Raw genomic sequence first — 24,257 nt, forward strand, 5'->3', positions numbered from 1 at the left:
GGATCCACGCGAATGCCCGAGGGGACGATCGGCCGTGGCATGGACGATGTTCATCGACCGAGTGCCTCTCTTCCGTGAGTTCATCTCGGTGCGGAACGCGGCACATCCACGCCAGACTCGGATGGGCAGGGCCGGAAGCCGGCGGCGCGGCATCCATCATGCGACGGTTTTGGCGGGCCTGCGCCGAGAAGGGCCGCGTGCCGGAAGGACGCTCGCGGTCCTTGATCACATCGTTACACGCCGCAATGTGATACAAGCGTTGACGGCGCTTACATTTGACGGGGAGCCCGGCGGGTTCCACTGAAGGGCGGCTGACCCTGCCGCCCCGGCCGCGGGCGCGCGTCCGCGGAATCTCTCACAGCGACCGGAGAGCCGCTCATGGAGAAGGTACGCCTTACGCTGGACCACCTTCAGGTGCAGTCGTTCGTCACCACGGATCGCGACTCGGGCGTCCGCGGCACCGTGCGCGGGCACGACGCGCCCACGGACTACAACGAGTGCCCGTCGCAGGACGGCTTTACCTGCAACGGCAGCTGCCCCGAAAACAGCTGCGGGTGCGAGACGGCCGAGTGCAGCGTGGAACTGGAGTGCTGGTACACCGACTGGGGCCCGTGCACGTTCGGCGGCTGGGGCGGTCCGAGCGACTGCTGAGCCGCACGCCGGCCGGCGACCGCCCGGCCGGCTTCCTTTCCGACCTTGGAGATCCCCATGGAAAAGGTTCGGCTGACGCTGGATGAACTGCAGGTGCAGTCCTTCGCCACGACGGAGCAGGGAGCCGGGCGCCGCGGTACGGTGCACGGCCACGACGCCCCCTCCGACGCGGTGGAGTGCCCCACGGCGGACCCCGCCTACGGCACGTGCTGGGCGAGCTGCAACGGCTGCAGCAACAGCTGTGACTGCGAGACGGGCAACTGTACGGTGGAAGAGGAGTGCTGGTTCACGGACTGGGGTCCGTGCACCTGGGGCAGCCGCGGCGGTCCCAGCGACTGCTGACGCAGGCAGGCGGCCGGCCGGCGGATCGTCCGCCGGCCGGCCATCGTCCGTTCATCCCAACCCGGAGCGGTGCAATGGAAAAGGTACGTCTTACGCTGAGCGAACTTCAGGTGCAGTCGTTCGCGACCACCCCGGCCGGAAGCGGCCAGCGCGGAACGGTCCGCGGCAACGATTCCACGGACGGCGTGGTCTGTCCCTCGTGCTACGGCGACCCCAGCACGTGCTGGGACACGTGCGACCGCACCAACGAGGGCTGCCCGGAGCCGGAAAGCGCGGACTGCACCTTTGAGTGCTATTCCGCCTACCGCCCGTGCTCCAGCGGAGCGTCGTGGTGCTGAGCGTGTCCCCGGGCCGGCGAATCTCGCCGGCCCGGACCCGCGTTTCCGCCTGATCGTCCGCGTTCCGTGACCGACGACACCATGCCGGATCTCACCGGCGCCGCGCTGCTGGCCGCGTCCGGCTATCCGTTTCTCCCCGTGCGCGTGCGCTACCAGCCCGCGCGGGCGTGGCACCCGCTGCGCGACGGCCGGGAGGCGGCGCGCTACCTGTACACCGGCGCGGAGGGCGAGCCGCGCTTCGAGTGCATCCGCCAGCATCTGCCGGCGGACCATTCCGCCGCGCCGGACAAGGCGTTCCTGTGGCGCCATCTGGATGCGGATGGCCGCTGGGCGTGGGGGCTGCCGGACGGCCCGACGGTGCCGTACCGGCTTCCGCGCGTCCAGTCGGCGGCCCTGCGCGGCGGGCGCGTCTACGTGGTGGAAGGGGAAAAGGACGTGGAGTCGCTGGAGGGGCTGGGGCTGACCGCCACCACCAGCCCGCTCGGCGCGATGCAGTGGACGAAGGGGCACGCGGAGTTCCTGCGCGGCGCGGAGGTGATCGTCATCCCCGACGCGGACCGCACGGGGCGCATTCACGCCGCGCGGGTGCTGCACAGCCTGCGCGGACGAGCCCGTTCCGCCGCGCTCCTGCTGCTTCCGCTGGCGGATGGCGAGGATGTGAGCGACTGGATCGCGCGCGGCCATGGCGGCGCGGAACTGGAGCGTCTGGCCGATGCCGCGGCGCGCGACCTCACCCCCGCCGAAGTCGCGGCGGCGCTGGGGCTGCCCGCGGGCGTCGATCCGCTCTCCACCCGGCCGGAGTCGCTGAACGCGCTGCTGGCGGGCGGGGATGTCAAGCCGGCCGCGGTTCCGCACCCGGCGTTCCGCCGCTCGATCACGGCCATGCAGCGCCTGGGCGTGGTTCCGGGCGCTCCCGCGGCGGCGCCGGGCCTTCCGGATGCGCATCCCACCTGGCGCGCGGTCCGGGACGCGGTGCGCGCGACCGGCGCGGAAACGGCGGCGCTGCTCCAGGATGCGTCGCGGCTGGAAAGCGCGGCGTATGAGCTGGGACTGTTCGCGCGGCTGCTGCGGGCGTGCGGGGCGGGGGAGCCGCCGCGGCCGGCAGACGCGGATTCGCCGGCGGACGGCTTTGTGACCGCGCCGTCGGTGCGGGTGGTGCGGACGCGGTGGGACTGGGACGCGTTTCTGGCGGATTCTGCGCGGGCCGCGCCCCAAGAGGCGGAGACGGCGTGGGTGCTGCTGCTGGCGGCTTCCGGTCCGGTGCAGATCCGGCGGCTGCACCCGCTTCCCGCCCTGCTGCTGGAGGCGTGCGCGTGGCCGCTGGCGGCGGCGGACATCGTCGCGGCGGTCGCGGAGCAGGTGGATGCACCGCTGGACCAGCTTGCGCCGGTGGTCGCCGCGCAGATCGCGGAGCTGCGCGCGTCGGGGCTGCTGCTTCCCGCCGCCGCGACCGCCGCGGACGAGACGGTGGACGAGATGCAGCGCCTGCTGTCCGGCGACGAGGCCCCCGCCATGGCGCCGCGCGGCCTGGCCGGACTGATGGCCCGCGCCATCCGGCCCGCGCGCGAGCACGCCGCGGCCGCGCTGGAGGCGGCGGACGGCGCGCATGCCATCCACGGCCTGGACGTTTCCGTGGGTCTTCTGGAGCAGCTTCTGGGTGCCGCGCGCCTCCGCCACGCCTTTGCGGCGGAGCTGGACGGCTATTGGAGCGCACCGGACGCGCGGGCGCGCGTCGCGTCCCTCACGCACGTGCTGGACGTGCTGGCCGGCGCGCTGGGTGCCGGAATGTTCGCGCGCTCACCGTACGTCATCTCATGACGGGAACGATGGAAGCCACACCGTTCACTCTCCCGGACCTCCCTCGCGACGCGCACCGGGCCGCGGCGGAAAGCGTGTTGGGCCGGCTTGCCGCGCGCTTTCCCTCCGCCGGGCTGGGCGTGACGGGATCCGTGTCCACCGGCACGCACACGGCGGAAAGCGACCTGGACCTGGTGGTGGCGGATGCGTCGTTCCGGCGCGAGATGCAGTTCGCCACGCGGGCGGAGGGCGTGCGCACGGCCATCCTCTGCCTGCACCCCGGCTTTGACGCGGAGCGCGAGAGGCGGTGGATGCTGGCTTCCGGCGGCGACGCCGCGATGGTCACCATGGTGCGCACCGCGTTCGTCGCGCGCGATCCGGCGGGATGGCTGGCGGAGATGCAGCGCACCGTCGCCCGGCTGTCGGGGGAACGGCATGCGCGGCGCGGCGAGCTGGTCGCGCTGCGGCGCGAGCGGGCGCTGGCGGCCGTCCGTGCGCTGGCGAAAGGCACGGAGGCCACGGACGAGCAGCTTCAGCTGGAGCTGTTTGCCGCCGTCGTGGAGGGCTGGTACCTGCGGAAGGGGCTTTCGATGGATTCCAAACGCGAAAGTGCGCGTGCGATCGACGTCATCGCCGCGCGCGATCCGGAGCTCCATCAGCTGCTTCGCCGGGCGATCCCCATCACCCACGGCTCCATGGCGCCGCTGCTGCGCGCCGTGGATTACGTGTTCGAGCCCGCGGCGCGGGACGATCCGTAGGAGCTCCCCCTCACGCGCCCAGCTTGAGGGCGAGCGCGGCGAAGATGCACTGGTGAACCCGCTCCAGCGGCTCCCCGCGGCGGTGGCGGTCCAGCGCCTCCATCGAAAGCGCCCACTGCCGCATCGCCGCGTCCGCATCCCCGGCGAGCGCATGGGGCTCGCGCGGGGAGGAGAGCGGCGGCAGCGGCCCGTCCGCCAGGCGCAACGCCGCTTCGCTCCAGCACTTGACCGGCACGGCGATGGCGGTTCCGGTGGATGGATGGATCACGACCCCCGCGCCGGCCTCATCCGCCCACGCCAGAACGGCTCCGTCGGCTGCGGGATCGGCCAGGCTGAACGCGGCGTGCTCCGTGTGGGCGAGCGTCCGTGGGGCGGCGTGGATGAGCGGCGCGAGCTGCTCCCGGTGCCAGTGCGGATCACGATCGGCGTACACATCCCCCTCCGCCGCCACGATGCGTAGCGGAGCGAGCCGCAGTCCGTCCGGCGCATGGACGGGCGGCTCCGCGCGCCCGCACGCCTCCTCATACGCGATCAGCCGGGCGGCGCGCTCCCGGACGCGGGCGGCAAGCCGCGCCACGGCGTCCCCGCTCGCGCTCGCGAGCACCTCTTCCTCCGCGGCGAGGGTGGCGCGCGCGGCCATCGCCACGGCCGAGTACAGTGCCCGCGGAGCGCCCGTCCGCAGGTTGAGTCCCCGCATCATCGCCGGACCCATCACTCCTTCCAGCGCGATCCAGTCCGTCGCGAGCCGGTCCCACGTGCCCGCGCCGTCCAGCGCCGCACGCACGCGCGCCAGAAAGTGCTCTTCCGCGTCGCGGTCCGCGAAGTACGCGCGTCCCGCCGCGGTGTACACCGATCCCGTTTCTCCCTCCGCCACGCCGAAGCGGCGCCGCGCCACGGCCGCGTCCCGGCAGACGATCGCCATCACCCGCGTGCCGGACCGCAGCCGCTGCACGTCGATCTCCGCGATCCCGCTCGCGCGGAAGTACGCCAGCGCCGCACGCACGCCGTCGCCCGCCGCCGGAGACGCGGGCGCAACGGGCGTGGATGGCGGGAGATGAATGAGCCAGCGCGGATCCACGGCGAAGCGGCTCATCATCTCCAGCGCGGCGGCCGCCTGCTCGCCCGCGATGAACACCTCGCCGCCGACGCGTGTGAGGATGGTCCGATCGCCCGCCAGCGCGTCCAGGTGGATGGCATCGTCCCGAACGCCCGTCGTCCCGCCATCGTCCATCCCCGGCCGCGCCGCTGCGTCGAGCCTGTTGAAGATGGCCATCTGCGTCAGCGGGCCGGCCTGCGCATCCTCCGGCCCCGCCGGGGCGAAGCGGACGGCGTATCTGTGACGGCCCGCCACCCCCTGTGCCCACGCCCGGAATTCGCCGCGCGTCCACTCGAAGCGGTGGTCCGGGTGCCGCATCCGCCGCGCGCCGGGCTGGTCGAACAGCGCGTTGTACTCCGCGTTCGGCGTGGTGACGACGACGGTCGCCGGGCGCGCCTCGTCCCACACCGCGCCCTCCAGCGCGGCCAGCTGCGGCGGATCCAGGTGCTCAATCACCTCCACGAGCGCGGCGGCGTCGTACCCGCGGAGGCGCGCGTCGCGGTAGGTGAGCGAACCGTGCAGCACGCGCCCCGGTCCGCCCGGTTCCAGTCGGGCGGCGGCAAGGGCCAGCTCGTCGCGCGCGACCTCCACGCCCACCACTTCCCGGAACCGCGGCTCCCGCGCGAGGCGGCCGAGCAGCCCGCCCGATCCGCATCCCAGGTCCAGCACGCGCCGCGCCCCGCTCGCCACCAGCGCGGCGAGCACCGCGTCGTGCCGCTGGTCGTGCAGCGCGTGCCCCTGCTCACGCTGCAGCAGCCGCCGCGCGAGCAGATCGTGCTCCGGATGCTCCGCCAGCCACGCGCGCCCGTGGTCCCACAGCGCCCGCGCGTCGTCCGGGGTCAGGCCGCCGGACGGACGATCATCAAAGAAAGGAAGAAAGACACGCAGGTGGGAGAGCAGATCTGCGAGGCGCTGCGTGCCCGCGAGCCGGACGTGCAGAAAGGGGCTCTGCCCGCCCGGCTGGTCCGGGCTGACGGGGAGGCGCGCGGCCGTAATGGCGTAGCCCAGCGGCGCGAACAGGCGCTGCAGCATCGGTTCGCCCGCCGGGCACCAGAGCGCCGGAAACCGTACTTCCAGCGCGCGCGGCTGCTCGTCCGCGGGACGCGCAACGGAGAAGAACGCGCCCAGCGCGCTCCCGAGCGACGTTCCCGCCGCAAGCGCGGAGTGCCCCGGGACCGCGCCGTCCTCATGATCCGCCGGCCGCTCGATCTCCAGGATCATGGCGGCGCCATCCACCCCGTGCGGAACGAGGTGCGCGCGCCCATCCGCAAGCTCGACGGTCGAAGGAGTGGTTGGATCGATGGCAAACAGGGGCGGATCGGCCGGCGCCCGATCCGGAGCGCGGAGGAGCAGCATCATCGATCGGTGCGCGCCGGTTCGGGGCGGGGAAGTGGCTGCGGACAGCCGCTGATCGTCGAAAGGTGGCGAGAAAAGCATTGCCGTCGCAACCCACCCAGCCGGTCCCGGGACAGTGGATCGCGCCCTATCGGTCCATTATCATCGCATCAGATACGAGGCTTCACCTGCATCGAGGCCCCGGCTCCCCGGTGTGAGTTCTCCCCTCTCCGTGCGGCAGTTTGCACGGGGAGGGGCCGGGGGAGGGGCCTCCCCGGCTGCCGACAAGCAGAGCTTTCCGTCCCCCCCCACCCGCCGTCACGACGCGGAGGGTTGCCGCGCGGAACCGCTCCGGTGAAGCACGGCGGTGAGTGCGCGCACCAGCTGGGCCTGGCTGAACGGCTTGCGCAGCAGCCGCAGTTCCGGAACGAGCACGCCCTGCGGCGCGATCACGTCGTCCGTGTAGCCGGAAATGCACACCACGGGAATGTGCGCATGGTGCTCCGCCACGTGCCGCACCAGCGCCCCGCCGCCCATCCCGGGCATCACCACGTCCGTAAGCACCACGTCGATCGTGTCCCCTTCCTCCTCCAGCAGCCCCACCGCATCCTCCGCGGAGCAGACCGACGCCACCGCGTACCCGGAGCGCGTGAGCATGCGGGTGATGATGCCCCGCACCACGGGATCGTCCTCCACCACCAGCACGCGGCCGTCCGGCGCGGCATCCATCCCCTGCGGCTCGGGCTCCGGCGCGTCCACGGCGTCCGTCACGGGAAAGAGCACCGTCATGCTCGTTCCCTGGCCGGGCTCGCTCTCCACCGTGATGTAGCCTCCCGCCTGCTTCACGATCCCGTAGACGGTGGCCAGCCCCAGCCCCGTTCCCTTGCCGGACTGCTTGGTGGTAAAGAACGGCTCGAAGATCCGCTGGCGCGTGTCGCCGTCCATCCCGTGGCCGCTGTCGGTGATGGCGACGCCGGCGTAGCGCCCGGGCGGCGGCTGGTCCGGGCCGGGCTCCGCCTCGCCGGGGCGCAGCTCCGTGGCGAGCGTGCGGATGCGCAGCGTGCCGCCCGCGGGCATGGCGTCGCGCGCGTTGAGGGCCAGGTTCAGCAGCACCTGCTCCAGCTGCGTGGGATCCACCAGCACCGGGCCGGCCTCCGGCGCGGGCACCACCTCCCGCAGAATGTCCGCGCCGATCAGGCGCGAAAGCATGCGGTCCATTCCCGCCACGGCCTCGTTCACGTCCACCACGCGCGGCTGCACCACCTGGTTGCGGCTGAAGGCCAGCAGCTGCCGCGTCAGGTCCGCCGCGCGCTCCCCCGCGTCCTGAATGGCGCGCACATCGTCCGCCAGCGGCTGGCCGCCCTGCATGTCGTGAAGCAGAAACTCCGCGCTGGCGTTGATGACGGTGAGCAGGTTGTTGAAGTCGTGCGCGATGCCGCCGGAAAGCCGGCCCAGCGCGTCGATCTTCTGCGCCTGCGCAAGCTGGCGCTGGCTTTCCAGCAGCTGCTCTTCGGCGCGGCGGCGCTCCGTAAGGTTCTGCAGCGCGCCCACCATGCGCACCGCCGCGCCGCCCGGCCCGCGGATGATGCGGCCCCGCTCGGCGATGGACGCGTACTCGCCGTCCACCCGCCGCAGCCGGTACTCCATCGAACACACCTCGGCGTCGCCCGCCAGCGCCTCATGCAGGTGGTTCAGCACCCGGTCCGCGTCCGCGGGGTGCAGGTGCTCGCCCCACCACCCGCTCCCCAGGGCGGGGACGTGCGGGCCCAGCAGCTCGCGCACGGCATCGCTCCACACCACGCGGCCGGTGGACAGGTCGTAGTCGTAGATGACGTCGCGGGTGGCCTCGGACACCAGGCGAAAGCGCTCCTCCGAAAGCCGGATCGCCTCGGCGGCACGCTTCTGCTCCGTCACGTCGCGCCCCACGGAACAGGCGCCCACCACCCGCCCCAGCGCGTCGCGCAGCGGGGTGACGGTGAGCAGAATGTCCAGCACCGTGCCATCGCTGCGCACGCGCATGGTGTCGCGGTGCGCCACGTGCCTGCCGCCGTGCAGCTGCCCCAGCAGGTCCGGCATCTCGGCCCGGCGGTCCGGCGGAATGATCAGCGAAATGCTCTGTCCCACGGCCTGCTCCGCCTCATACCCGTACAGCCGCGCCGCGCCGGAATTCCACGACGTGATGGTGCCGTCCAGCGTGGTGGAGATGATGGCGTCCGTGGAGGATTCCACCACGGAGGAAAGCTCGCGCTGGCCGGATTCGATGGTTTCCGCGCGCTCGGCCAGGTCCAGCCGCAGCTCGATCTCCGTCGACACCGCGGTCGCCAGGTCCTGAACGATGCGCAGGTCCTCCGGCGTCCACTTGCGGGGCTGGCTGTCGATGACGCAGAAGCTGCCGAGCACCACCCCCGGCCGTACGACGATGGGAAAGCCCGCGTAGGCGATCACGCTCAGGTCGCGGATCGCCAGGTTTTCGCGCACCAGGTCGTCCTGCCGCGCGTCTTCGATGATGAGCGGCGTGGCGCGGCGCACCACGTGCTGGCAGAACGAGTGGGAAAGCGGCGTTTCGCGCTCCGTGGCCCAGGGCTGGGGAAGGCCCACGCAGCTCTTGAAGAACTGGCGGTGGCCCTCCACCAGGCTCACCAGCGCGACGGGAACGCCCAGGACGCGCGTGGCCAGGCGCGTGTACCGGTCGAACGATTCTTCGGCGGGGCTGTCCAGGACGCCTGCCCTGCGCAGCAGGGAGATGCGCAGCGGATCATCCAGCGGCATGAACGAGGGGGAGTTCGGCGGTTCCATTCGGATTGCGTGAATGGGATCGCGTGATGCGCATTGCGTACCATCACCGGTTGGCGCGTCACGCGCGGTGCTCTTCACCCGCGGTCCCGGTGGGCGCGGACGCGGGCGGGGCGGGGTCAGCACATGCCCAACTTGCGACGGATCGCGGCGGCGGGGTTATATTCAGACGATCTGTTGGATGCAAGGTCATTTGCGTGCGGGAGACCGATGGCTGCCGGATCACGGCTGGGGGAGCGCAACACGCGCCAGAGAGATACGATCGCCGAGGTGATCCGGGACGCCGCGGGGCCGCTGACCGTGCCGGAGATCTTTGAGCGGTCGCAGCAGAGCATTCCCGGGCTGGGGATCGCCACCGTCTACCGCACCGTAAAGCTGCTCAGCGAGGCGGGCCAGCTGCAGGCCGTCATCCTCCCCTCGGGCGAAACCCGGTACGAGTCCGCCCAGCTGGGCCATCACCACCATTTTCACTGCCGCGTCTGCCAGACCGTGTACGACATGCAGACGTGCCTGGTGCGCGTTCCGGAAAGCCGCAGCGTGGATCGCGGATTCGTGATCGAAAGCCACGAGCTCACCTGCTACGGCGTCTGCCCCGCCTGCGCCTGATCGCGTGCCCCCGCGGGTTCGCCGTGCGACGCAGCCCGCCGGCGCCGTTGACCGGCCGATCCCGCCGCGGGGACGTGATCTCGTCCACCGCCCGGCGACGATCGGCGGTGCCGGGCTCCGCCGAAAACCGACGCCCCCGTCCGGCAGCCAGCCGGGCGGGGGCGGCGTGCATCCACGCGGGAAGGGCGGGGATGAACATCCGCGGGATCAGCGGCCGGGGCGCCACCAGCGTCCGCGGGGGACCACGCTGGGCCGCGCGGGGTTGATGACCTCGCCGACGCCCGCCTTGTCGAACCGGTCCAGCAGCGCGTCCGCGCCTTCGCGGAGCTTCAGGTCCACCTCGTCGCCATGCAGCGGCAGCAGGCTCCAGAAGTGGATGGTGCGCCCGCCGCCCGCATCCAGCTCAAAGAAGTCCGGCGCCTGCGCGGGCGGAACCAGCATCATCCCGCACAACTGGGTGGACGGGGCAAAGGGCTCCGGCGGGTTGCCGTTGGGCATGGTGTGGCCAAAGCTGAGCCACGTGTCGTACTCGTGCGCGAACCGGGCGAGGATCTTGAGCCAGCGCAGCGGCCAGTAGTTCGCCTCGTCCTCGAACGCCTCCACCGTCAGCGGCCAGGTGGCGGGGAGCGAAACGAGCAGTTCGGCGTACCGGAAGCCCTCCATCCCTTCCGGGGCGTTCATGGGCCGCTCGCTCATTCCCGAGGTGACCAGGATGTGCCACGGACGCTCGCGGGAGGGCGCCACCCAGTGAATGTCCACGTGCACCGTGGGCGAGACGATCTCGTGAAACACCTGCTCCACCGGCCCCAGGTGCCGCTCGATGTGCTCCGTGATGGCCCCGATCAGGTCCGCGTCGCCGCTCGAAATCGGCTGCGGGCCGGGCTCGGAGGTGTAGCGCTTGATTATACCCTCGTTTTCCAGCGGTTCCGGGTTTTCTTCCATCGCTGCCGATCCAGGCATTCAGGTGGGTGAACGGGGCGGTGCGCGGGGGATGACTCCCCGCCGGATCATGCGGATGACCCGCGGCGCCCGCCCGCATTGTTGTTGCGCGAGGTTCTCCGCGACAGCGATGGCAAGGCTCCAGCCAAGCCGGGAGCGACGAGCTGCCCGGGCGACCTCCCCCGGTCCCTCGCCCCGCGCGGCCAAGTCACTGAGCCGCGCTCACGGAGAAAGGTCCTAGGACTTGCGCACTCATCTTTCATGACATAATATTGCGCAACCAAAGTTGGACTCCCCACCCGTTGTAACCTCAAGCAAGACTTTCTCTGCGCCGTCCGGCGCATCTCACGCGCCCGGCATGCCTGGCGCCTCGTTCCCGCCATCCCAGGGAGTTGCTGCAATGAAGAAGCTGCGTCTGGACATCGAAGAAATCGCCGTCGAGAGCTTTATCATGAGCGAAGAGTCGCTCGAGGTCGGCACGGTTCGGGGCCAGCAGGATGCCGCCGAAGCCATCGCGGGCGGCGGAACCATCTTTTCGCTCTGCAACACCTGCGACAACACCTGCGACGTGAACGCGGCGACCTGTGGCGCGTCGTGCGGCACCGCGTGCCGCCCGACCGTCAACACGCCCGATTGCTACACGCCCCGCGCCAGCACCTGCGTAAACGGCGGATGCCGTTTCGCCGTCCTGACGGACGCCCGCGAGCACAACGCCGCCGGCTTCGGCGGCTGATCCGTCCCCTGGGCAGTCCCATTCCGCCACGCGCGGGTGGGACCGCCCGGCGCTGAACGGAGCGTGCGGCCGGCGGCAATGCCGATCCCGCGCGGCAAGGCCCCGCATCCCGTAAAGGGAGGCGGGGCCTTGGTCATTGTCGTCCCGGAAGGATCGGCGGAGAACGCTCGCGTTCTCCGCCGATCGTCGTTCTGCGTCCCGTTCCGCGCCGGTCAGACCGGGCAGAACGGCGCGGACGACGACACGGTCACGGCTATGGTGTCCGCCGCGGTCGAGACCCCGTCCGTCACCGACACCCTGAGCGAAAAGCTGGCGGAACTGCGGCCTGTCCAGTAGGCGCCAGACGGCGTTCCGATGGCGGGCGACGTCTTGGTCCAGGTGTACGTGTACGTGCCGCCGCCGCCCGTGGCGGATGCCCAGAACTCACAGTTGGTGTTGGGGAGGATGGGCGACTGGCCCAGGATCTCGACTTCCAGGGGGTCGAGGTCCCGTTGCGGGCCGGCCGGGGCCGCGCGGCTGGCCGCGGTGGTGCTTTCGCAGGCACCCGCGGCCGTCGCGGCCAGCGCAATGCAGGCCAGAAATCGTGCGATCTTCATCCTGAGCTCCTGGCAGAACGTGGAAAAGATGCGCTCCTTGATGCATATATAGGCTTGAGGTGTGCGCCTGGACAAGAACTTTCTCTGGATGCGATTCATCTCCCGACTGCGGCGAGGCGAGAACGACTCCGTGCTGTTATCGGACATACCTTGTACAGCGCACCGGTTTGCGGCGGGCGTGCTCCAGAAACTGACGGTACGCGGGGGACGCGGGGGTGGCGGACAAATGCGGGGGAACGGGGCGGAAACCGAGTCCCGCGAGGAAACAGAAGGGGAATAGCGGGATGCCGTTCCGGGCGGTGAGCCACTCACTCGACACACCCTTAGGTGCGCACCTTTTCGTCATTTTTCTTTTCAGTCGCGGGAAGCGGGCCCGCCGTGCCGTCGCTGGTGCGCGTGTCCAAGTCCGGCGGCTACACGGACGGCGCGGGGCGGGTGGTCAGCTACGAGTTCCGCGATTCGGTGCGCGCGGTGAACCTGGCGTTCGCGCTGAGCGGCGCGCAGAGCGGCGGCGGGCTCACGCTGGTGATGCCGGGCGACGTGCCCGCGCCGGGCACCTACACGGTCCTGGGCTCGATGGACCGCCCGCCGTACGACCTGTCGCGCGCGCTGTTCGCGAGCTACGGAACGCGCGACTGCGCCTTTACCTGGGTGGGCGAGAGCGGCACGCTGACGGTCGCCCGCTCCGCCGCGGGGCGGATGGAGGGGACGGTGAACGTGCGGCTTCGTGCCGTCCAGCGCGGCGCCTTCATCACCCCCGGCGCCCGCCCGGCGGGCGCGGGATGCCAGGCGCTCACCGGCGTGTCCGGCACCCCGCCGGAAACGCTGGGGCTGACCGGCACGTTCACGGTCGAGGCGCCGTAGCACGCCGGGACAACTGCCCTGACGCGGAGGACGCGGGGGTGGCGGAGGAAGGCGGGGGAACTGCGGGAGCGGTTCCCCCGCCTTCCTTTGCTGCCACCTCCGCGTTTCCCCCGCGTGAGGGCCGTACCCGGTGCCCGCCACACGGCACGATTCTGACGATGCGCCGGCGGCCAGGGTGCCCGGAGTGCGGGCGCCCATCCGGCCCGGACGACCGATCAACCGATGGCGGCAGCGCAGTCCGCTGGCAGCCGCTCGCTTCTGCGGGCGCTCAAGCATCCCAACTACCGGCTCTTCTTTGGCGGGCAGGGCGTTTCGCTCATCGGCACGTGGATCACCCGCGTGGCGCAGAGCTGGCTCGTGTACCGGCTGACCGGCTCGGCGGCCATGCTGGGCGTGGTGGGCTTCGCGGGGCAGATTCCCACCTTTCTGCTCGCGCCCTTTGCCGGCGTGTGGGTGGACCGGCTGAACCGCTACCACGTGCTCATCGTCACGCAGGTGGCGGCCATGCTGCAGTCGTTCGCGCTGGCGGGGCTGGCCATCAGCGGCCACATCCGCATCTGGCACGTGCTGGTGCTGGGCGCGGCGCAGGGCGTGATCAACGCGTTCGACACGCCGGCCCGCCAGGCGCTGCTGGTGGACCTGATCGAGGACCGGGCGGACCTGTCCAACGCCATCGCCCTCAACTCGTCGATGGTCAACGGCGCGCGGCTCATCGGCCCGTCCATCGCGGGCGTGGTGATCGCGGCGGTGGGCGAGGGATGGTGCTTTTTTGCGGACGGCGTGAGCTACGGCGCCGTGATCGCCTCACTGCTGCTGATGAAGGTGAACCTTCCCGCGCGCGTGCCGACGGAAAAGAAGGTGCTGCAGGAGCTTGCGGACGGCTTCCGCTACGCGTTCGGCTTTCGCCCCATCCGCGCCGTGCTGCTGCTGCTCGCCCTGGTGAGCCTGATGGGAATGCCGTACACCGTGCTGATGCCCGTCATCGTCGACAAGACGCTGCACGGCGGGCCGCACACCCTGGGCTTTCTGATGGGGGCCACCGGGGTGGGCGCGCTGTGCGGGGCCGTGTACCTGGCGTCGCGCCGGTCCATCCTGGGCCTCGGGCGCATCATCCCGCTGACGGCGGCGCTGTTCGGCGTGGGGTTGATCGGCTTCGGCGCGTCGCGGTCCATGGCGCTCTCCCTGATCCTGCTGGTGCCCGCGGGAATGGGGTTCATGGTGCAGATGGCCAGCAGCAACACCATCCTGCAGTCCGTGGTGCGCGAGGACATGCGCGGGCGGGTGATGGCGTTCTACACGATGGCGTTCATGGGGACGGCGCCGTTCGGCAGCCTGCTGGCGGGTGCGCTGGCCGGCCGCATCGGCGCGCCGCAGACGGTGATGGTGGGCGGCGTGGCGTGCATCGTGGGCGCGGCGGTGTTCGCGCGCGTGCTGCCGGACCTTCGCCGCCAGCTTCGTCCCATCTACGTGGAGCGCGGATACCTTCCCGAAGCAGTGGCCGGCGTGGCGAACACCACGATCCTGCGCGACGAGATGGATCGCTGAACTGCCGTTTCACACGGAGGGCACGGAGGATACACGGAGGGCACGGAGAAAGGGCGTTTTCTCACGCAGAGCAGCAGAGAAGCAGAGAACAACAAAGTGATTACCTGATTTTCTTCTTTTCCTCTGCTGCTCTGCTCCTCCGCGTGATTCAATCCGTTGCTGTTCCTCCGTGACCTCCGTGCCTCCTCCGTGACCTCCGTGTGAAACGGCAGTTGACGGCGCTGGCGGAAAACGAAAGCGCGCTCCCCGGGTGGGAAGCGCGCTTTCGTCCATCCAGGGCAGAAAAGGATCAGGCGGCGCGCAGCCACCGGCCCAGTTCGGCGAGCGTGGGCTTCTTGCCCGTGCTCAGAATGCCCACGCGGTAGATCTTGCCCGCCAGCCACACCACGGCCGTCATCCCCATCACCAGCAGCACCACGGAAAGCGCGATCTCCCACAGCGGCACGTCGGTCGCCACGGCGCGCATCGGCATGACCACGGGTGACGTGAAGGGGATCATCGACAGCACCCGCGCAGTGTTCCCCATGGGGTCCGTCAGGATCGGCATGATGAACGCGACCGGAATCAGCAGCGGCAGCATCATGGGAAAGGCAAGCTGCTGCGCCTCCTGCTCGCTGGTCACCGTGGATCCCGCCGCGGCGTACATGGCCGCGTACAGGATGAAGCCGAGCACGAAGAAGATCAGCAGGGCCGCCCATGTTCCGCCGCCCATGTTGAGCGCGCTGAACGCCCCCGCGCTCATTCCGAACCTGCGGGAAAGCACGCCCTGCTGCGACGCCACCAGCGCCGCGAAGCTCACCCAGATGCTGATCTGCAGCAGCGCCACCGAAGCCAAACCCAGGATCTTTCCCGCCATCAGGTGCATGGGCCGCACCGAGCTGACGATCACCTCCACGATGCGGTTGTTCTTTTCCTCCAGCACGCTGCGCATGGCGTTCTGCCCGTACAGCGTAATCAGCTGCATGAACAGAAAGAAGATCACGTAGGCGGTGATCAGGGTGGACATCAGCCCGCCCGTTTCCTCCCCGTCGCCGCTGACGCGCGCTGCGTCGATGTCTACGCCCTGCACCAGCCGGGCGACCTGCTCGGCCGTCATTCCGCTCCCCTTCAGGCGCTCCTGCTGCACCACGCCGCTGATCGCCCTGTCCAGATCCTGCACCACCTGCACCTTGGTGACGTCGCGCGCGCGGTACATCACCTTGCTGCTCTGCAGCACGTCGGCGCCAATGACCACGTAGCCGTCGATTTCCTTGCTTTCCACCCGCTTGTTCAGCGCGGCACGCTGCGATTCCAGGGGGTTGGTGGTGCGCTCGATGGTGTAGCGGATGGCGTTCTTTTCCGCGGACGGCGCCTTGAGCAGCTGCTCCACCCGCGCGCCGATCCCCGCGGGGGACTGGTCCACCAGCACCAGGGTGCGGTCGCCGCCGCCCGGCTTGATGAGCGCGGGAAGCACCATCATCGCGATCATGAACACCGGGAACAGAACGGTGCCGATGACGAATGCCTTGGTGCGCACCCGCTCCAGGAACTCGCGGCGGATGATGAGAAGCACGTTATGCATGGGTCGCTTCCTCCCGGCGGCGGGGACGGGCGGCGTCGCCCACTTTTTCCACAAAGATCTCGTGCAGCGTGGGCTGGATGTGCTCAAAGTGCGAAAGCGCCACGTCCAGTCCGTTCGCCGCGGCCAGCAGCGCGCGCGGATCGGCGCCAGGCCGCAGCTCCGCGCTCCACCCCTCGCGCGTCTTCTGCACCCCGTCGAACCCCGGCCACGTGGCCATGAAGCGGTCCGCCGCGTCGCTCGGCTCGTCGAAGGCGATGGCGTACCGGTTGCCGCGATGGCCGCGGCGCACCTCGCGCAGGTTGCCGTCCAGCACCTTCTGCCCGCCGGCGATGATGCACACGTGCTCGCACATCTGCTCGGCGCTTTCCATGCTGTGCGTGCTGAAGATGACCGTGCGGCCCTCGTCGCGCGCCTGGAGGATCGTGTCGCGCAGCACTTCCTGGTTCACCGGGTCCAGCCCCGAGTGCGGCTCGTCCAGAATCAGCAGGTCCGGCGCGTGCACCACCGTGGTGATGAACTGCACCTTCTGCTGCATCCCCTTGCTCAGCGTCTCCACCCGGGCGTTGCGCCAGTCCGCCAGCCCCATCCGTTCCAGCCACCGCCCGCCCTCGCTCTTGGCGCGCGCGGTGGGCACGCCCTTGAGCCCCGCAAAGAAGGTGATGACGTCCAGCACCGTCATCTTCTTGTACAGGCCGCGCTCTTCCGGCAGGTAGCCCACCCGCTGCAGGACGCTGTTGTCGCGCTCGGGGTCGGAGCCCAGCAGCGAAACGGTGCCCGAATCGCGCATGATGATGTTCATCACCATGCGCAGGGTGGTGCTCTTGCCGGCGCCGTTGGGCCCCAGGATGCCGTAGATGGTGCCGCGCGGAACCGCCAGGCTCAACTGCCTGACCGCGGCGTGGCCGGCGTAGCTCTTGGAGACGCCGTCCAGCAGGAGTGCGTGACTCATGGTCCTTCGGGGAGGATGGTCTTGCGTGCCGCGGCGGTGGTCCGGCCTGCGGCGAGACGCGCTCCGGGGGGAGCGCAGGGGCGGTGTACGGGGCGGGAGGCGCGCGAGTTTCGCGGCTCGTCCGCCGGCGATGGGAAGTCACCATCGTACAAGAAGCTGCGGATGGCGGCAAGCGGCGGTTGAAGGCCGCCCTCCGGCGCGGTAGATTGGGGGCTGAACGTTCATGGCCCGCTTCCCCGCTGCCCGACCGATGTCCGAAACCACGCTGAAGGAACAGCTCCGCGCCGACCTGAACCAGGCGCGCCGCGACCGCGACAAGCTGCGCACCACGGTGCTCACCGGCTTTCTGGCCGACGTGCGCAACAAGGAGATCGAACTGGGCCGCGAAGCCAGCGACGACGACGTGACCGGTCTGGTGACCACCGCCATCAAGCGCCGCCGCGACTCCGCCGATCAGTTCCGCGCGGCGGGTCGCACCGAGCTTTCCGACAAGGAAGAGCAGGAAGCCGCGCAGCTGCAGGGCTACCTGCCCCCCGCACTGGGCGAGGCCGAGGTGCTGGCCATGATCCGCGCCGCCATCGACGGCGGCGCCAAGGACATCGGCGGCGTGATGAAGGCCGTGAGCCCACAGGTGAAGGGGCGCTTTGAGGGCCGCGAACTCAACCGGCTGGCGCGCGAAGCCCTGGCCTGAGTCGCGCTCCCGGCTCCGTCAACAGCGTTCACGCGGAGGTCGCGGGGGTTCGCGGAGGTACGCGGGGAGTCTCGCCCGCGCACCGTCTCCTTTCCCGATCCACGAACCCCGTCCCGGCCGCCGCCGGGGCGGGGTTTCTGGCACTGGGCGCATGCTCCGTCTGCTTTCACGGGGGCAGGCCGGGCTCACCGTCAACTGTTTCCACCGCGCTGGCACCATCACTGCAACGTCCCGCCGCCCCGACGCCGAGCGTGCATGCGGCATCGAGAATCCCACAACCGGAGAGCGGGAATGGCGGAGAACGATCGCGAGTCGAGAGAATACTCGCTGAAGGAGCGTGAGTACCGGGGTGAAGATGGACAGATTCACCACCATACCAACGCCTACATGCAGCGCCAGGAAGAAGAAGGCGGCCGCGAACGGTCCGGCGAATCGTCCGGCGGACGCGGCTCCAGCCGCGAGTCGTCCAGCCGCGAAGGCTCGAAGAGCGAGTCATCCAGCCGCGAAGGCTCCAAGGGCGCGTCGTCCAGCCGGGGCGGGTCCAGCCGGCAGAGCGCGGGCGCATCGCGCGGCGGGTCGGGCGAAGGCGGCTCGGAGCGCGAAAGCCAGTCGCGCGGCGGCAGCCGTTCGCGCGGGGAAAGCGGCTCGCGCAGCCAGTCCAAGTCCCGCGGCGAAAGCAAGTCCCGCGGCCGCTCCGGCGGCGAGGGCGAGGATGAGGGTTCGCCGCGCGACTCCGGCTACACCGCGCTGGTAACCGCCGTGGCCGTCGGCATCACCGCCATCACGGCGGCGGCGGTCATGTCCGCGTTCCGCGCGCGCCGCGGCGGCGGCGACGCGGCCGAGGTGGAGCCCGGGCAGACCGGCTACACCGGCCGCGACGACAGCAACCGCGGCTCGGCGTACTGATCGCGGCGCGTCCGCGATGCGGAACGGCCCGGCATCCTCGCGAGGGTGCCGGGCCGTTTACTTCCATCCATCAACCCGCGGTTCAGCGGGCTTCCAGCGCCTCGCGGTCCCACCGGGCCAGCGACGCGCCTCCTTCGTACGTGGTCCGCAGAAACTCCAGAATGGCGCCGTCCGGGTCCTCCGCCGTGCGCACGGCGGGGTAGGGGAGGATGAACTCGCGCATCCCCGTGTCGTAGTACGCCGCCGCGGGCCCCACCTTCACGTCCGCGTATCCCTGCGGCTCCGGGTACATGTACGCGTAGAAGGCGGGATCGCGCACGGCGCCCCCGCCCGGCCACCATCCCGCGCTGCTCACCTCGTGCGAGTACGCCTCGCGCGTGACCCAGTCCGCCAGGTTCGGCACGCCGCCGGGGTGCGGGGGCGCCGCGCGGCCGCTGAAGCGCGTCACCGCCAGGTCAAAGCTGCCCCAGAAGAAGTGCACCGGGCTGCACTTGCCGACGAACCCGCACCGGAAGGCGTTCAGTACGCGGTCCGCCTGCAGCAGCGCCCGCCAGAAGCGCTGTGCGTATTCCGCGTCGTACGCGGCGTGTTCCGTATCCTTCTCGAACGGAATGGGGTTCAGCACCTCCACCGGCATCGTCCAGACCGGCGCGTGGATGCCCAGCGAGCGCAGCAGGTCCATCACGTCTTCATGGAAGCGCGCCACCGTCATGGGGCGCAGCGCCAGCATGCGCGCCCCGCCCAGACTGTCCAGAATGCGCAGCCGGTGATCCACGAAGTCGAAGTCGATCTGAAAGGTGCGCGTGCCGTACGGAATGGAGCCCGTCGTCAACCCGCGCGGGTTCACGTACAGCGGCGTGTTCCACCAGTGGTTCACGCGCGGCGTGAGCGCCATCCTCACCTTTCCCACCACCTGCGTCCACATGTGCAGCGTGTCGCGGGTGTCCTCCCACGCGTCCAGCGGCAACGCGGGCCAGGCCTCGCGCTCCACGGGCTCGGCGTGCGTCATGGCGGATTCGGTGTGCGTCATCATGCGCTCGGTGGAGGGGGAGAACGGCGTCAGTGGCTGCGCAGCGACCGGGCGACCACGCCCAGGCCGGCCGCCAGCAGCCCCAGCATCATCAGCGTCGCGAACAGGCTCGTCGGGCGAAAGTAGATCTGCAGGTTGGCGATGATCCCGAACAGGATGATCGCCGCGCCGATGATCACCAGCATCCACCCCGCGAAGGAGCGCCCGTTGAAGAACAGCAGGGCGATTCCCGCCAGCAGCGGAATGAGCGTAAGGCCGAAGGTGTTGTCGCCGAAGTAGTTCCAGTACCCGCTCGTCACCGTGACGCGCGTGGTGAGCAGGTACGCGCCCACCGCCGTCATCGCCGTGCCGATCACGAATTCCAGCATGCCGCCGGGGGTGCCGCCCGCGCCGCGCTCGGTGCCGCTGTCTGCCACGTGGGGAAACTCCGGGATGGGAAGGGGGGAGAGGAACGGCGGGAGCCCAACGATACCGTCACCGAAGCGGCCGAACAAGCGCCCCGGCCGGTGCGGCGGCGGCCCCGCGAGCGCTCCATCGTGCGGAGATTGGCGGGTGAGGAGGTGATTTGACATCCGGATTCCGCCTCGCGAGCTTTGTACATCCCGCGGGGAAAACATCTGCACCGAATCCGTCCGTCTCCCGGCCTCCGGCCGCGCGCCCGTCGTAGCGGCGCATCCGTCCATCGACCATCATCACCGAAATGAAGCTCCGTTCCCTGTTCGCGCTCGCCCTGCTTTCCCTGGGCGCGTGCTCCGCGTCGTCCGGCCCCAACTCCTCGCCCGGCTCGGCGAGCGACGCCCTGCGCGGCGCTGAAATCCGCGCCAGCGGCGCCGCCGACCTGTACGCCGCCGTCGCGGCGCTGCGTCCCTCGTGGCTGTACTACGCGGTGGATTCCGTGGGCGCCCCCGCAGAAGGCAGCGTCCTGGTGTTCGTAGATGGACGGCGCGCGGGCGACCTTCGCTCGCTGCGCGGAATGAACACGGCGGAGATTGAAACGGTGCGCCTGCGCAGCGCCGCCCACGTCCGCGAAAGCACCATCGGCCTCAACGACGCGCCGGTGACGGCCGGGCTGTACATCAGCCGGGTCGTGGCGGCGAACCGTCCCACCCGCCCGGCCGGAGCCGGAGCGGGCGTGTCGCTCAACGTGGGACTCGCGGCCGCCGGCAAGCCCGCGGATCAGGCCTTCGACGCGCTGGCCGACGCCGGATACGACTCCTTCAAGGAATCCGAGGAGTACTTTCCCGCCCGCAACCGCAATCCCGGGTTGATGGTGCAGGGCGGCGCCTGGATGGGAATCACCGGCCCGCTGCGGGCGGACGTGCACCTGATCCGCATCTTTCCGTCGGATGTAAAGGCGTTCAGCAGCCGCGAGGGAGACGCGGTCGGCGAGGTCGCCAGCATCGAGGGCGACGTGATGCTCACCTACGTGGCGCGCGCGGCGGGCTTTGACCTGAGCCTGGGGCTGGGCCCGGCGGTGCGCCGCGTGGAGGGCTCGTGGCGGTCGCAGGATCCCACCCTGGTCGACAGGACCACGACCGGTTTCGGGGGCGCGGCGGCGGCCACGGCCAGCGTGCGCACCGGCACCCGAACGCTGGTGCAGGTGCAGGCCATGGCGCGCCGGTACGCGCCGCAGGAGTTCGCCGAGCAGTTCGGCGGGCTGGAGATGAAGGGCACGACGTTCACCGTGACCCTCGGGGCCGGATACGAACTGCGCTGACTGCAGGCGGTTCGTTCGGCTCCACAGCGACAGAAGGGCCCCGGCGGACAATCCGCCGGGGCCCTCTTTTTGTCATCGACCCCGAACGAGGGGTGGCAGCGACAGGGTAGTTCCCGTCGCCCGCCGGACGGTCCGCCCTACGCGCGCAGGAGCTGGCGGACGACGCGGGTGAGGGCGAGCGGCATCTGGTCCGGCTGGCGCAGGATCACGTGCCCCGCCGCGCCAAAGATGCGCGGCAGATACGACGCACCTTTCCGGTCGATGGTGAGGCAGAACGGCACGATCCCCAGCTGCCTCGCCTCGGCGATGGCCTGACGCGCGTCTTCGACGGCAAAGGTGTCCTTGTAGTGATCGTCGTCGTTCGGCCGCCCGTCGGAGACGATGAGCAGCAGCTGGTGGCTGGTGCCCTGCCGGGCGAGCTGCGCGCTGGCGTGGCGGACGGCCGCGCCCATCCGCGTGAACGCCTCCGGCTCCAGCGCCGCGATCCGCCGCCGCACCGTTTCGCCGTTGCGCTCGCCAAAGTCCTTGAGCGTGCGGATGCGGACGTTGCGGGCCGTCTTGCTGCTGAACGTCTGGATGGCGTAGCGGTCGCCCAGCGCGTCGAATGCCTCGCTGGCCAGCAGAATCGTCAGCTTCTCCAGGTCGATGATGCGGTGCGCGCCCAGGCGCTCCGTGGTGCTGCCGCTCACGTCCACCAGCAGCAGGATGGACAGTTCCCGCCGCGCGGGGCGCACGGCCATGTACATCCTGTCGTCCGGCGCGTGCCCCGTGCGCCGGTCCACCAGGGCGCGCACGCAGGCGGCCAGGTCCAGCTCGTCGCCATCCTTTTGCGCCGTCAGCCGGATGCGGCGCGCGCGAAGCCGCTCGAACTCCACGCGCAGCCGGCGCACCACGGGCGCCTGCCAGGCCAGCACGCGCTCCGCCCACTCCGCGTCGCCCAGTTCCGCCTCGTGCGGGCGGACGGTGGCGCCGGGGCGCGTGTACATCCCCAGCTCGCAGTCCCACTCGGGATAGTCGATCCCGCGCGCCGAGCGCGTACCGGCGTCCGCCACGGCCGCGCCGGAAGCCGCCACCGCCGGAGCGGCTTCCACCTCCGGCGCGTCGGTCGCGGGCGCGGCGGCCCCGGCGTCCAGCCCCTTGCCGAAATCCTCGTCGTCGCCGCTGGATCGCGGGGCGCCGTCGCGCGCGCCTCCGCCAGCCGGTTTCGCGGGCTGCGCGGGACTTGCCGGTGCGGGGCCCTTCTGCGCGTTGGGGCCGGGCTTTCCCTTGCGCTCTTCCGTGGCGGCGGCCGGATCGGCGTCCATCATCATCATCGGCGCCTTGCGGCCCAGATTGGGCGCATCGTGCGCGGCAAGCGGCGGCGGCTCCTGCGACTCCTGCTCGCGGCGGGCGGATGATTTGCCGCCACCGGTGGTCAGAGGCGCGGTCCCCCAGGCCTCCACGTCCGGAACGCCCCGGTAGCGTCCCCGCGCCTCCAGTCTGGCCGCGTGTTCCCGCGCCCAGGCCAGCGACGCGGCGGGATCGGCGCCATCCGGAAGCTCCGCCCCGGCCGCCCCCGGCTCCGTGGCGAGCGCGGCGCGCAGCAGCGACTCCACCTCGCGCTCCGCCTCCGTCATCCCCTCCACCGGCGGCCGGGCGGCCAGCGCGGACACCCGCGCATCCACCAGCGCGCCGCGCAGCCCCGGCGCGCGCCGCACGATCTCCGCGTCCACCGCCGCGCTTTCCGCCAGCAGGTACAGGTCGCGCTCCAGCCGCGTGGCGCCCGCGGGCAGGTGCGCCAGCGTGCCGCGGGTAAGGCGCTCCGCCTGCTCCATCGCCAGCACGCGGTAGTGCCGCAGCGTCGCCTCGGCGTCGCCGTCCGTCGCGATGGTGGCGGGAAGCAGAATGCGCACGCCGTCCGTGGACGACGCCACGCGCGGCGTGCGCAGGTGCGCGGGGGCGCGCAGGATCGTCCGGCGCAGCAGTCCGGGGCCGGGCTCCGCCTTGGCCGTGGCGACGGGAATCTCCCGCTCGTACAGCGCGGCCAGCAGCAGCTCCAGCCGCCGCCGCACGTCATCCAGGTGAATGGACGGCGGCTCCGGCGCGCGCCCCACGCTGCGGAGGGCCGCGATGGCGCGTTGGACGAGGGATGCGCGCGGCACGGCTACAGCGTCGCGCTGATCAGGTCCGAAATGGCGGCCAGCAGGTCCGGATCGTCCGTCAGCGGATTGACCAGCGCCACCCGGCACGCCTGCGCCGCCGGAATTCCCCGCGCCATCAGCCGCGCGGTGCTGACCAGGAGGCGCGTGCTGGGCGCCTCCGCCAGACCCTGGTCGCGCAGTGCGCGGATGCGGCCGGAAAGGCGAACCAGCGACGTCGCCGCCGCGCGGTCCACGCCGCCCTCGTGCATCACGATGTCCGCCTCGCGCGCCGCGTCGGGAAAGTCGAACTCCAGGGCCACGAACCGCTGCCGCGTGCTGGGTTTGAGGTCCTTGAGCGCGTGCTGGTAGCCGGGGTTGTAGCTGATGACGAGCTGAAATCCCGGCGCGGCCTCCACCAGTTCTCCCGTCTTGTCGATGGGGAGCAGCCGCCGGTCGTCCGTCAGCGGATGCAGCACCACGATGGTGTCCTGCCGCGCCTCCACGACCTCGTCCAGGTAGCAGATGGCGCCCATGCGCGCGGCCACGGTCAGCGGCCCGTCGCTCCACACCGTTTCGCCGCCGCGGATCAGGTAGCGGCCGGTGAGGTCGCTGGCGGAAAGGTCGTCGTGGCAGGCGATGGTGACGAGCGGCCGGTTCAGCCGCCATGCCATGTGCTCCACGAAGCGCGTCTTGCCGCACCCCGTGGGCCCCTTGAGCATCACCGGCAGCCCCGCCGCGTGCGCGGTGCCGAACACCTCTACCTCGTTGCCGGACGCCACGTAGTACGGCTCCGCGCCGCCGGGATGCCGCACGCCGTCAAAGGCGCCACGGGCTGCGGACACCGGCTGGGATTGAAGATCGGTCATGGGATGATGGATGGACGGCGGTCA

General features: G+C 70.9%; 22 protein-coding genes. 12 read left to right on the top strand and 10 right to left on the bottom strand.

Annotated elements, in window-relative coordinates; translation table 11 throughout:
* Window positions 1–378: 378 nt before the first annotated feature.
* The 5 genes from HNQ61_RS05340 to HNQ61_RS05360 all read left to right on the top strand — a co-directional run bounded on the left by HNQ61_RS05340 (window position 379) and on the right by HNQ61_RS05360 (window position 3,886).
* Window positions 379–651 (top strand): pinensin family lanthipeptide, encoded by a 273-nt coding sequence (locus tag HNQ61_RS05340; RefSeq protein ID WP_170037585.1) that lies wholly within the window; start codon window positions 379–381, stop codon window positions 649–651.
* A 57-nt stretch (window positions 652–708) separates the two neighbouring features.
* Window positions 709–993, top strand: a complete 285-nt coding sequence (locus HNQ61_RS05345; RefSeq protein WP_170037582.1) for a pinensin family lanthipeptide — start codon at window positions 709–711, stop codon at window positions 991–993.
* Window positions 994–1,067: 74 nt separating this feature from the next.
* On the top strand, window positions 1,068–1,331 hold the full coding sequence (locus HNQ61_RS05350; protein ID WP_170037578.1) for a pinensin family lanthipeptide: 264 nt from the start codon (window positions 1,068–1,070) through the stop codon (window positions 1,329–1,331).
* Window positions 1,332–1,397: 66 nt separating this feature from the next.
* Window positions 1,398–3,149, top strand: a complete 1,752-nt coding sequence (locus HNQ61_RS05355) for a toprim domain-containing protein (protein WP_170037575.1) — start codon at window positions 1,398–1,400, stop codon at window positions 3,147–3,149.
* Window positions 3,146–3,886, top strand: coding sequence for a nucleotidyltransferase domain-containing protein (locus HNQ61_RS05360; protein WP_170037572.1), 741 nt, complete (start codon window positions 3,146–3,148; stop codon window positions 3,884–3,886). Before HNQ61_RS05355 ends, HNQ61_RS05360 begins: the two co-directional genes overlap by 4 nt.
* Before the next feature lie 10 nt (window positions 3,887–3,896).
* Here HNQ61_RS05360 and HNQ61_RS05365 read toward each other — a convergent pair whose 3' ends face one another.
* Window positions 3,897–6,341, bottom strand: a complete 2,445-nt coding sequence (locus HNQ61_RS05365; protein WP_170037569.1) for a methyltransferase domain-containing protein — start codon at window positions 6,339–6,341, stop codon at window positions 3,897–3,899.
* A 294-nt stretch (window positions 6,342–6,635) separates the two neighbouring features.
* Window positions 6,636–9,113, bottom strand: a complete 2,478-nt coding sequence (locus HNQ61_RS05370; protein WP_170037566.1) for a PAS domain S-box protein — start codon at window positions 9,111–9,113, stop codon at window positions 6,636–6,638.
* 207 nt (window positions 9,114–9,320) lie between these two features.
* On the opposite strand from HNQ61_RS05370, the gene HNQ61_RS05375 reads away from it, so the two are divergent.
* Window positions 9,321–9,716 (top strand): Fur family transcriptional regulator, encoded by a 396-nt coding sequence (locus HNQ61_RS05375; RefSeq protein ID WP_170037563.1) that lies wholly within the window; start codon window positions 9,321–9,323, stop codon window positions 9,714–9,716.
* 207 nt (window positions 9,717–9,923) lie between these two features.
* On the opposite strand, the gene HNQ61_RS05380 is transcribed toward HNQ61_RS05375, so the two are convergent.
* A complete protein-coding gene (locus HNQ61_RS05380; RefSeq protein WP_183685532.1) occupies window positions 9,924–10,658 on the bottom strand; it encodes a suppressor of fused domain protein in 735 nt (244 codons plus the stop codon).
* A 397-nt stretch (window positions 10,659–11,055) separates the two neighbouring features.
* Between HNQ61_RS05380 and HNQ61_RS05385 the strand changes: the two genes are divergently transcribed.
* Complete coding sequence (locus HNQ61_RS05385; protein ID WP_170037556.1) at window positions 11,056–11,388, top strand: hypothetical protein; 333 nt, start codon at window positions 11,056–11,058, stop codon at window positions 11,386–11,388.
* Between the two features lie 212 nt (window positions 11,389–11,600).
* Here HNQ61_RS05385 and HNQ61_RS05390 read toward each other — a convergent pair whose 3' ends face one another.
* Window positions 11,601–11,984 carry a hypothetical protein gene (locus HNQ61_RS05390; RefSeq protein ID WP_170037553.1) on the bottom strand — a complete coding sequence of 128 codons (384 nt, stop codon included), beginning with the start codon at window positions 11,982–11,984 and terminating at the stop codon, window positions 11,601–11,603.
* Window positions 11,985–12,311: 327 nt separating this feature from the next.
* On the opposite strand from HNQ61_RS05390, the gene HNQ61_RS05395 reads away from it, so the two are divergent.
* Together HNQ61_RS05395 and HNQ61_RS05400 are read left to right on the top strand one after the other, a co-directional pair.
* Window positions 12,312–12,848: a hypothetical protein gene (locus tag HNQ61_RS05395; RefSeq protein WP_170037550.1), complete on the top strand. Its 537-nt coding sequence runs from the start codon at window positions 12,312–12,314 to the stop codon at window positions 12,846–12,848.
* 222 nt (window positions 12,849–13,070) lie between these two features.
* Window positions 13,071–14,393 (top strand): MFS transporter, encoded by a 1,323-nt coding sequence (locus HNQ61_RS05400; protein WP_170037547.1) that lies wholly within the window; start codon window positions 13,071–13,073, stop codon window positions 14,391–14,393.
* A 289-nt stretch (window positions 14,394–14,682) separates the two neighbouring features.
* Here the strand turns inward: HNQ61_RS05400 and HNQ61_RS05405 are convergent, their stop codons facing one another.
* Entirely contained in the window at window positions 14,683–15,954 is a 1,272-nt protein-coding gene (locus HNQ61_RS05405; RefSeq protein WP_170037544.1) for an ABC transporter permease, read from the bottom strand.
* On the bottom strand, window positions 15,947–16,903 hold the full coding sequence (locus HNQ61_RS05410) for an ABC transporter ATP-binding protein (protein ID WP_170037541.1): 957 nt from the start codon (window positions 16,901–16,903) through the stop codon (window positions 15,947–15,949). The genes HNQ61_RS05405 and HNQ61_RS05410 overlap by 8 nt, the downstream gene beginning before the upstream one ends.
* Window positions 16,904–17,153: 250 nt before the next feature.
* Here HNQ61_RS05410 and HNQ61_RS05415 point away from each other — a divergent pair, with 250 nt between their 5' ends.
* Both HNQ61_RS05415 and HNQ61_RS05420 read left to right on the top strand, forming a co-directional pair.
* On the top strand, window positions 17,154–17,594 hold the full coding sequence (locus tag HNQ61_RS05415) for a GatB/YqeY domain-containing protein (protein ID WP_170037538.1): 441 nt from the start codon (window positions 17,154–17,156) through the stop codon (window positions 17,592–17,594).
* Window positions 17,595–17,885: 291 nt separating this feature from the next.
* Window positions 17,886–18,500 (top strand): hypothetical protein, encoded by a 615-nt coding sequence (locus tag HNQ61_RS05420; protein ID WP_170037535.1) that lies wholly within the window; start codon window positions 17,886–17,888, stop codon window positions 18,498–18,500.
* 82 nt (window positions 18,501–18,582) lie between these two features.
* On the opposite strand, the gene HNQ61_RS05425 is transcribed toward HNQ61_RS05420, so the two are convergent.
* Together HNQ61_RS05425 and HNQ61_RS05430 are read right to left on the bottom strand one after the other, a co-directional pair.
* Window positions 18,583–19,530: a DUF5996 family protein gene (locus HNQ61_RS05425; protein ID WP_221239655.1), complete on the bottom strand. Its 948-nt coding sequence runs from the start codon at window positions 19,528–19,530 to the stop codon at window positions 18,583–18,585.
* Between the two features lie 29 nt (window positions 19,531–19,559).
* Window positions 19,560–19,946 (bottom strand): hypothetical protein, encoded by a 387-nt coding sequence (locus tag HNQ61_RS05430; protein ID WP_205761903.1) that lies wholly within the window; start codon window positions 19,944–19,946, stop codon window positions 19,560–19,562.
* Between the two features lie 284 nt (window positions 19,947–20,230).
* On the opposite strand from HNQ61_RS05430, the gene HNQ61_RS05435 reads away from it, so the two are divergent.
* Window positions 20,231–21,247 carry a hypothetical protein gene (locus tag HNQ61_RS05435; protein ID WP_170037532.1) on the top strand — a complete coding sequence of 339 codons (1,017 nt, stop codon included), beginning with the start codon at window positions 20,231–20,233 and terminating at the stop codon, window positions 21,245–21,247.
* 137 nt (window positions 21,248–21,384) lie between these two features.
* On the opposite strand, the gene HNQ61_RS29490 is transcribed toward HNQ61_RS05435, so the two are convergent.
* Both HNQ61_RS29490 and HNQ61_RS05445 read right to left on the bottom strand, forming a co-directional pair.
* Window positions 21,385–23,388, bottom strand: a complete 2,004-nt coding sequence (locus tag HNQ61_RS29490) for a VWA domain-containing protein (protein ID WP_170037529.1) — start codon at window positions 23,386–23,388, stop codon at window positions 21,385–21,387.
* 2 nt (window positions 23,389–23,390) lie between these two features.
* Entirely contained in the window at window positions 23,391–24,233 is an 843-nt protein-coding gene (locus HNQ61_RS05445; protein ID WP_170037524.1) for a CbbQ/NirQ/NorQ/GpvN family protein, read from the bottom strand.
* Between the last annotated feature and the right edge of the window lie 24 nt (window positions 24,234–24,257).

Source organism: Longimicrobium terrae (assembly GCF_014202995.1).
In the GTDB taxonomy this organism is placed as follows: Bacteria; Gemmatimonadota; Gemmatimonadetes; order Longimicrobiales; family Longimicrobiaceae; genus Longimicrobium; species Longimicrobium terrae.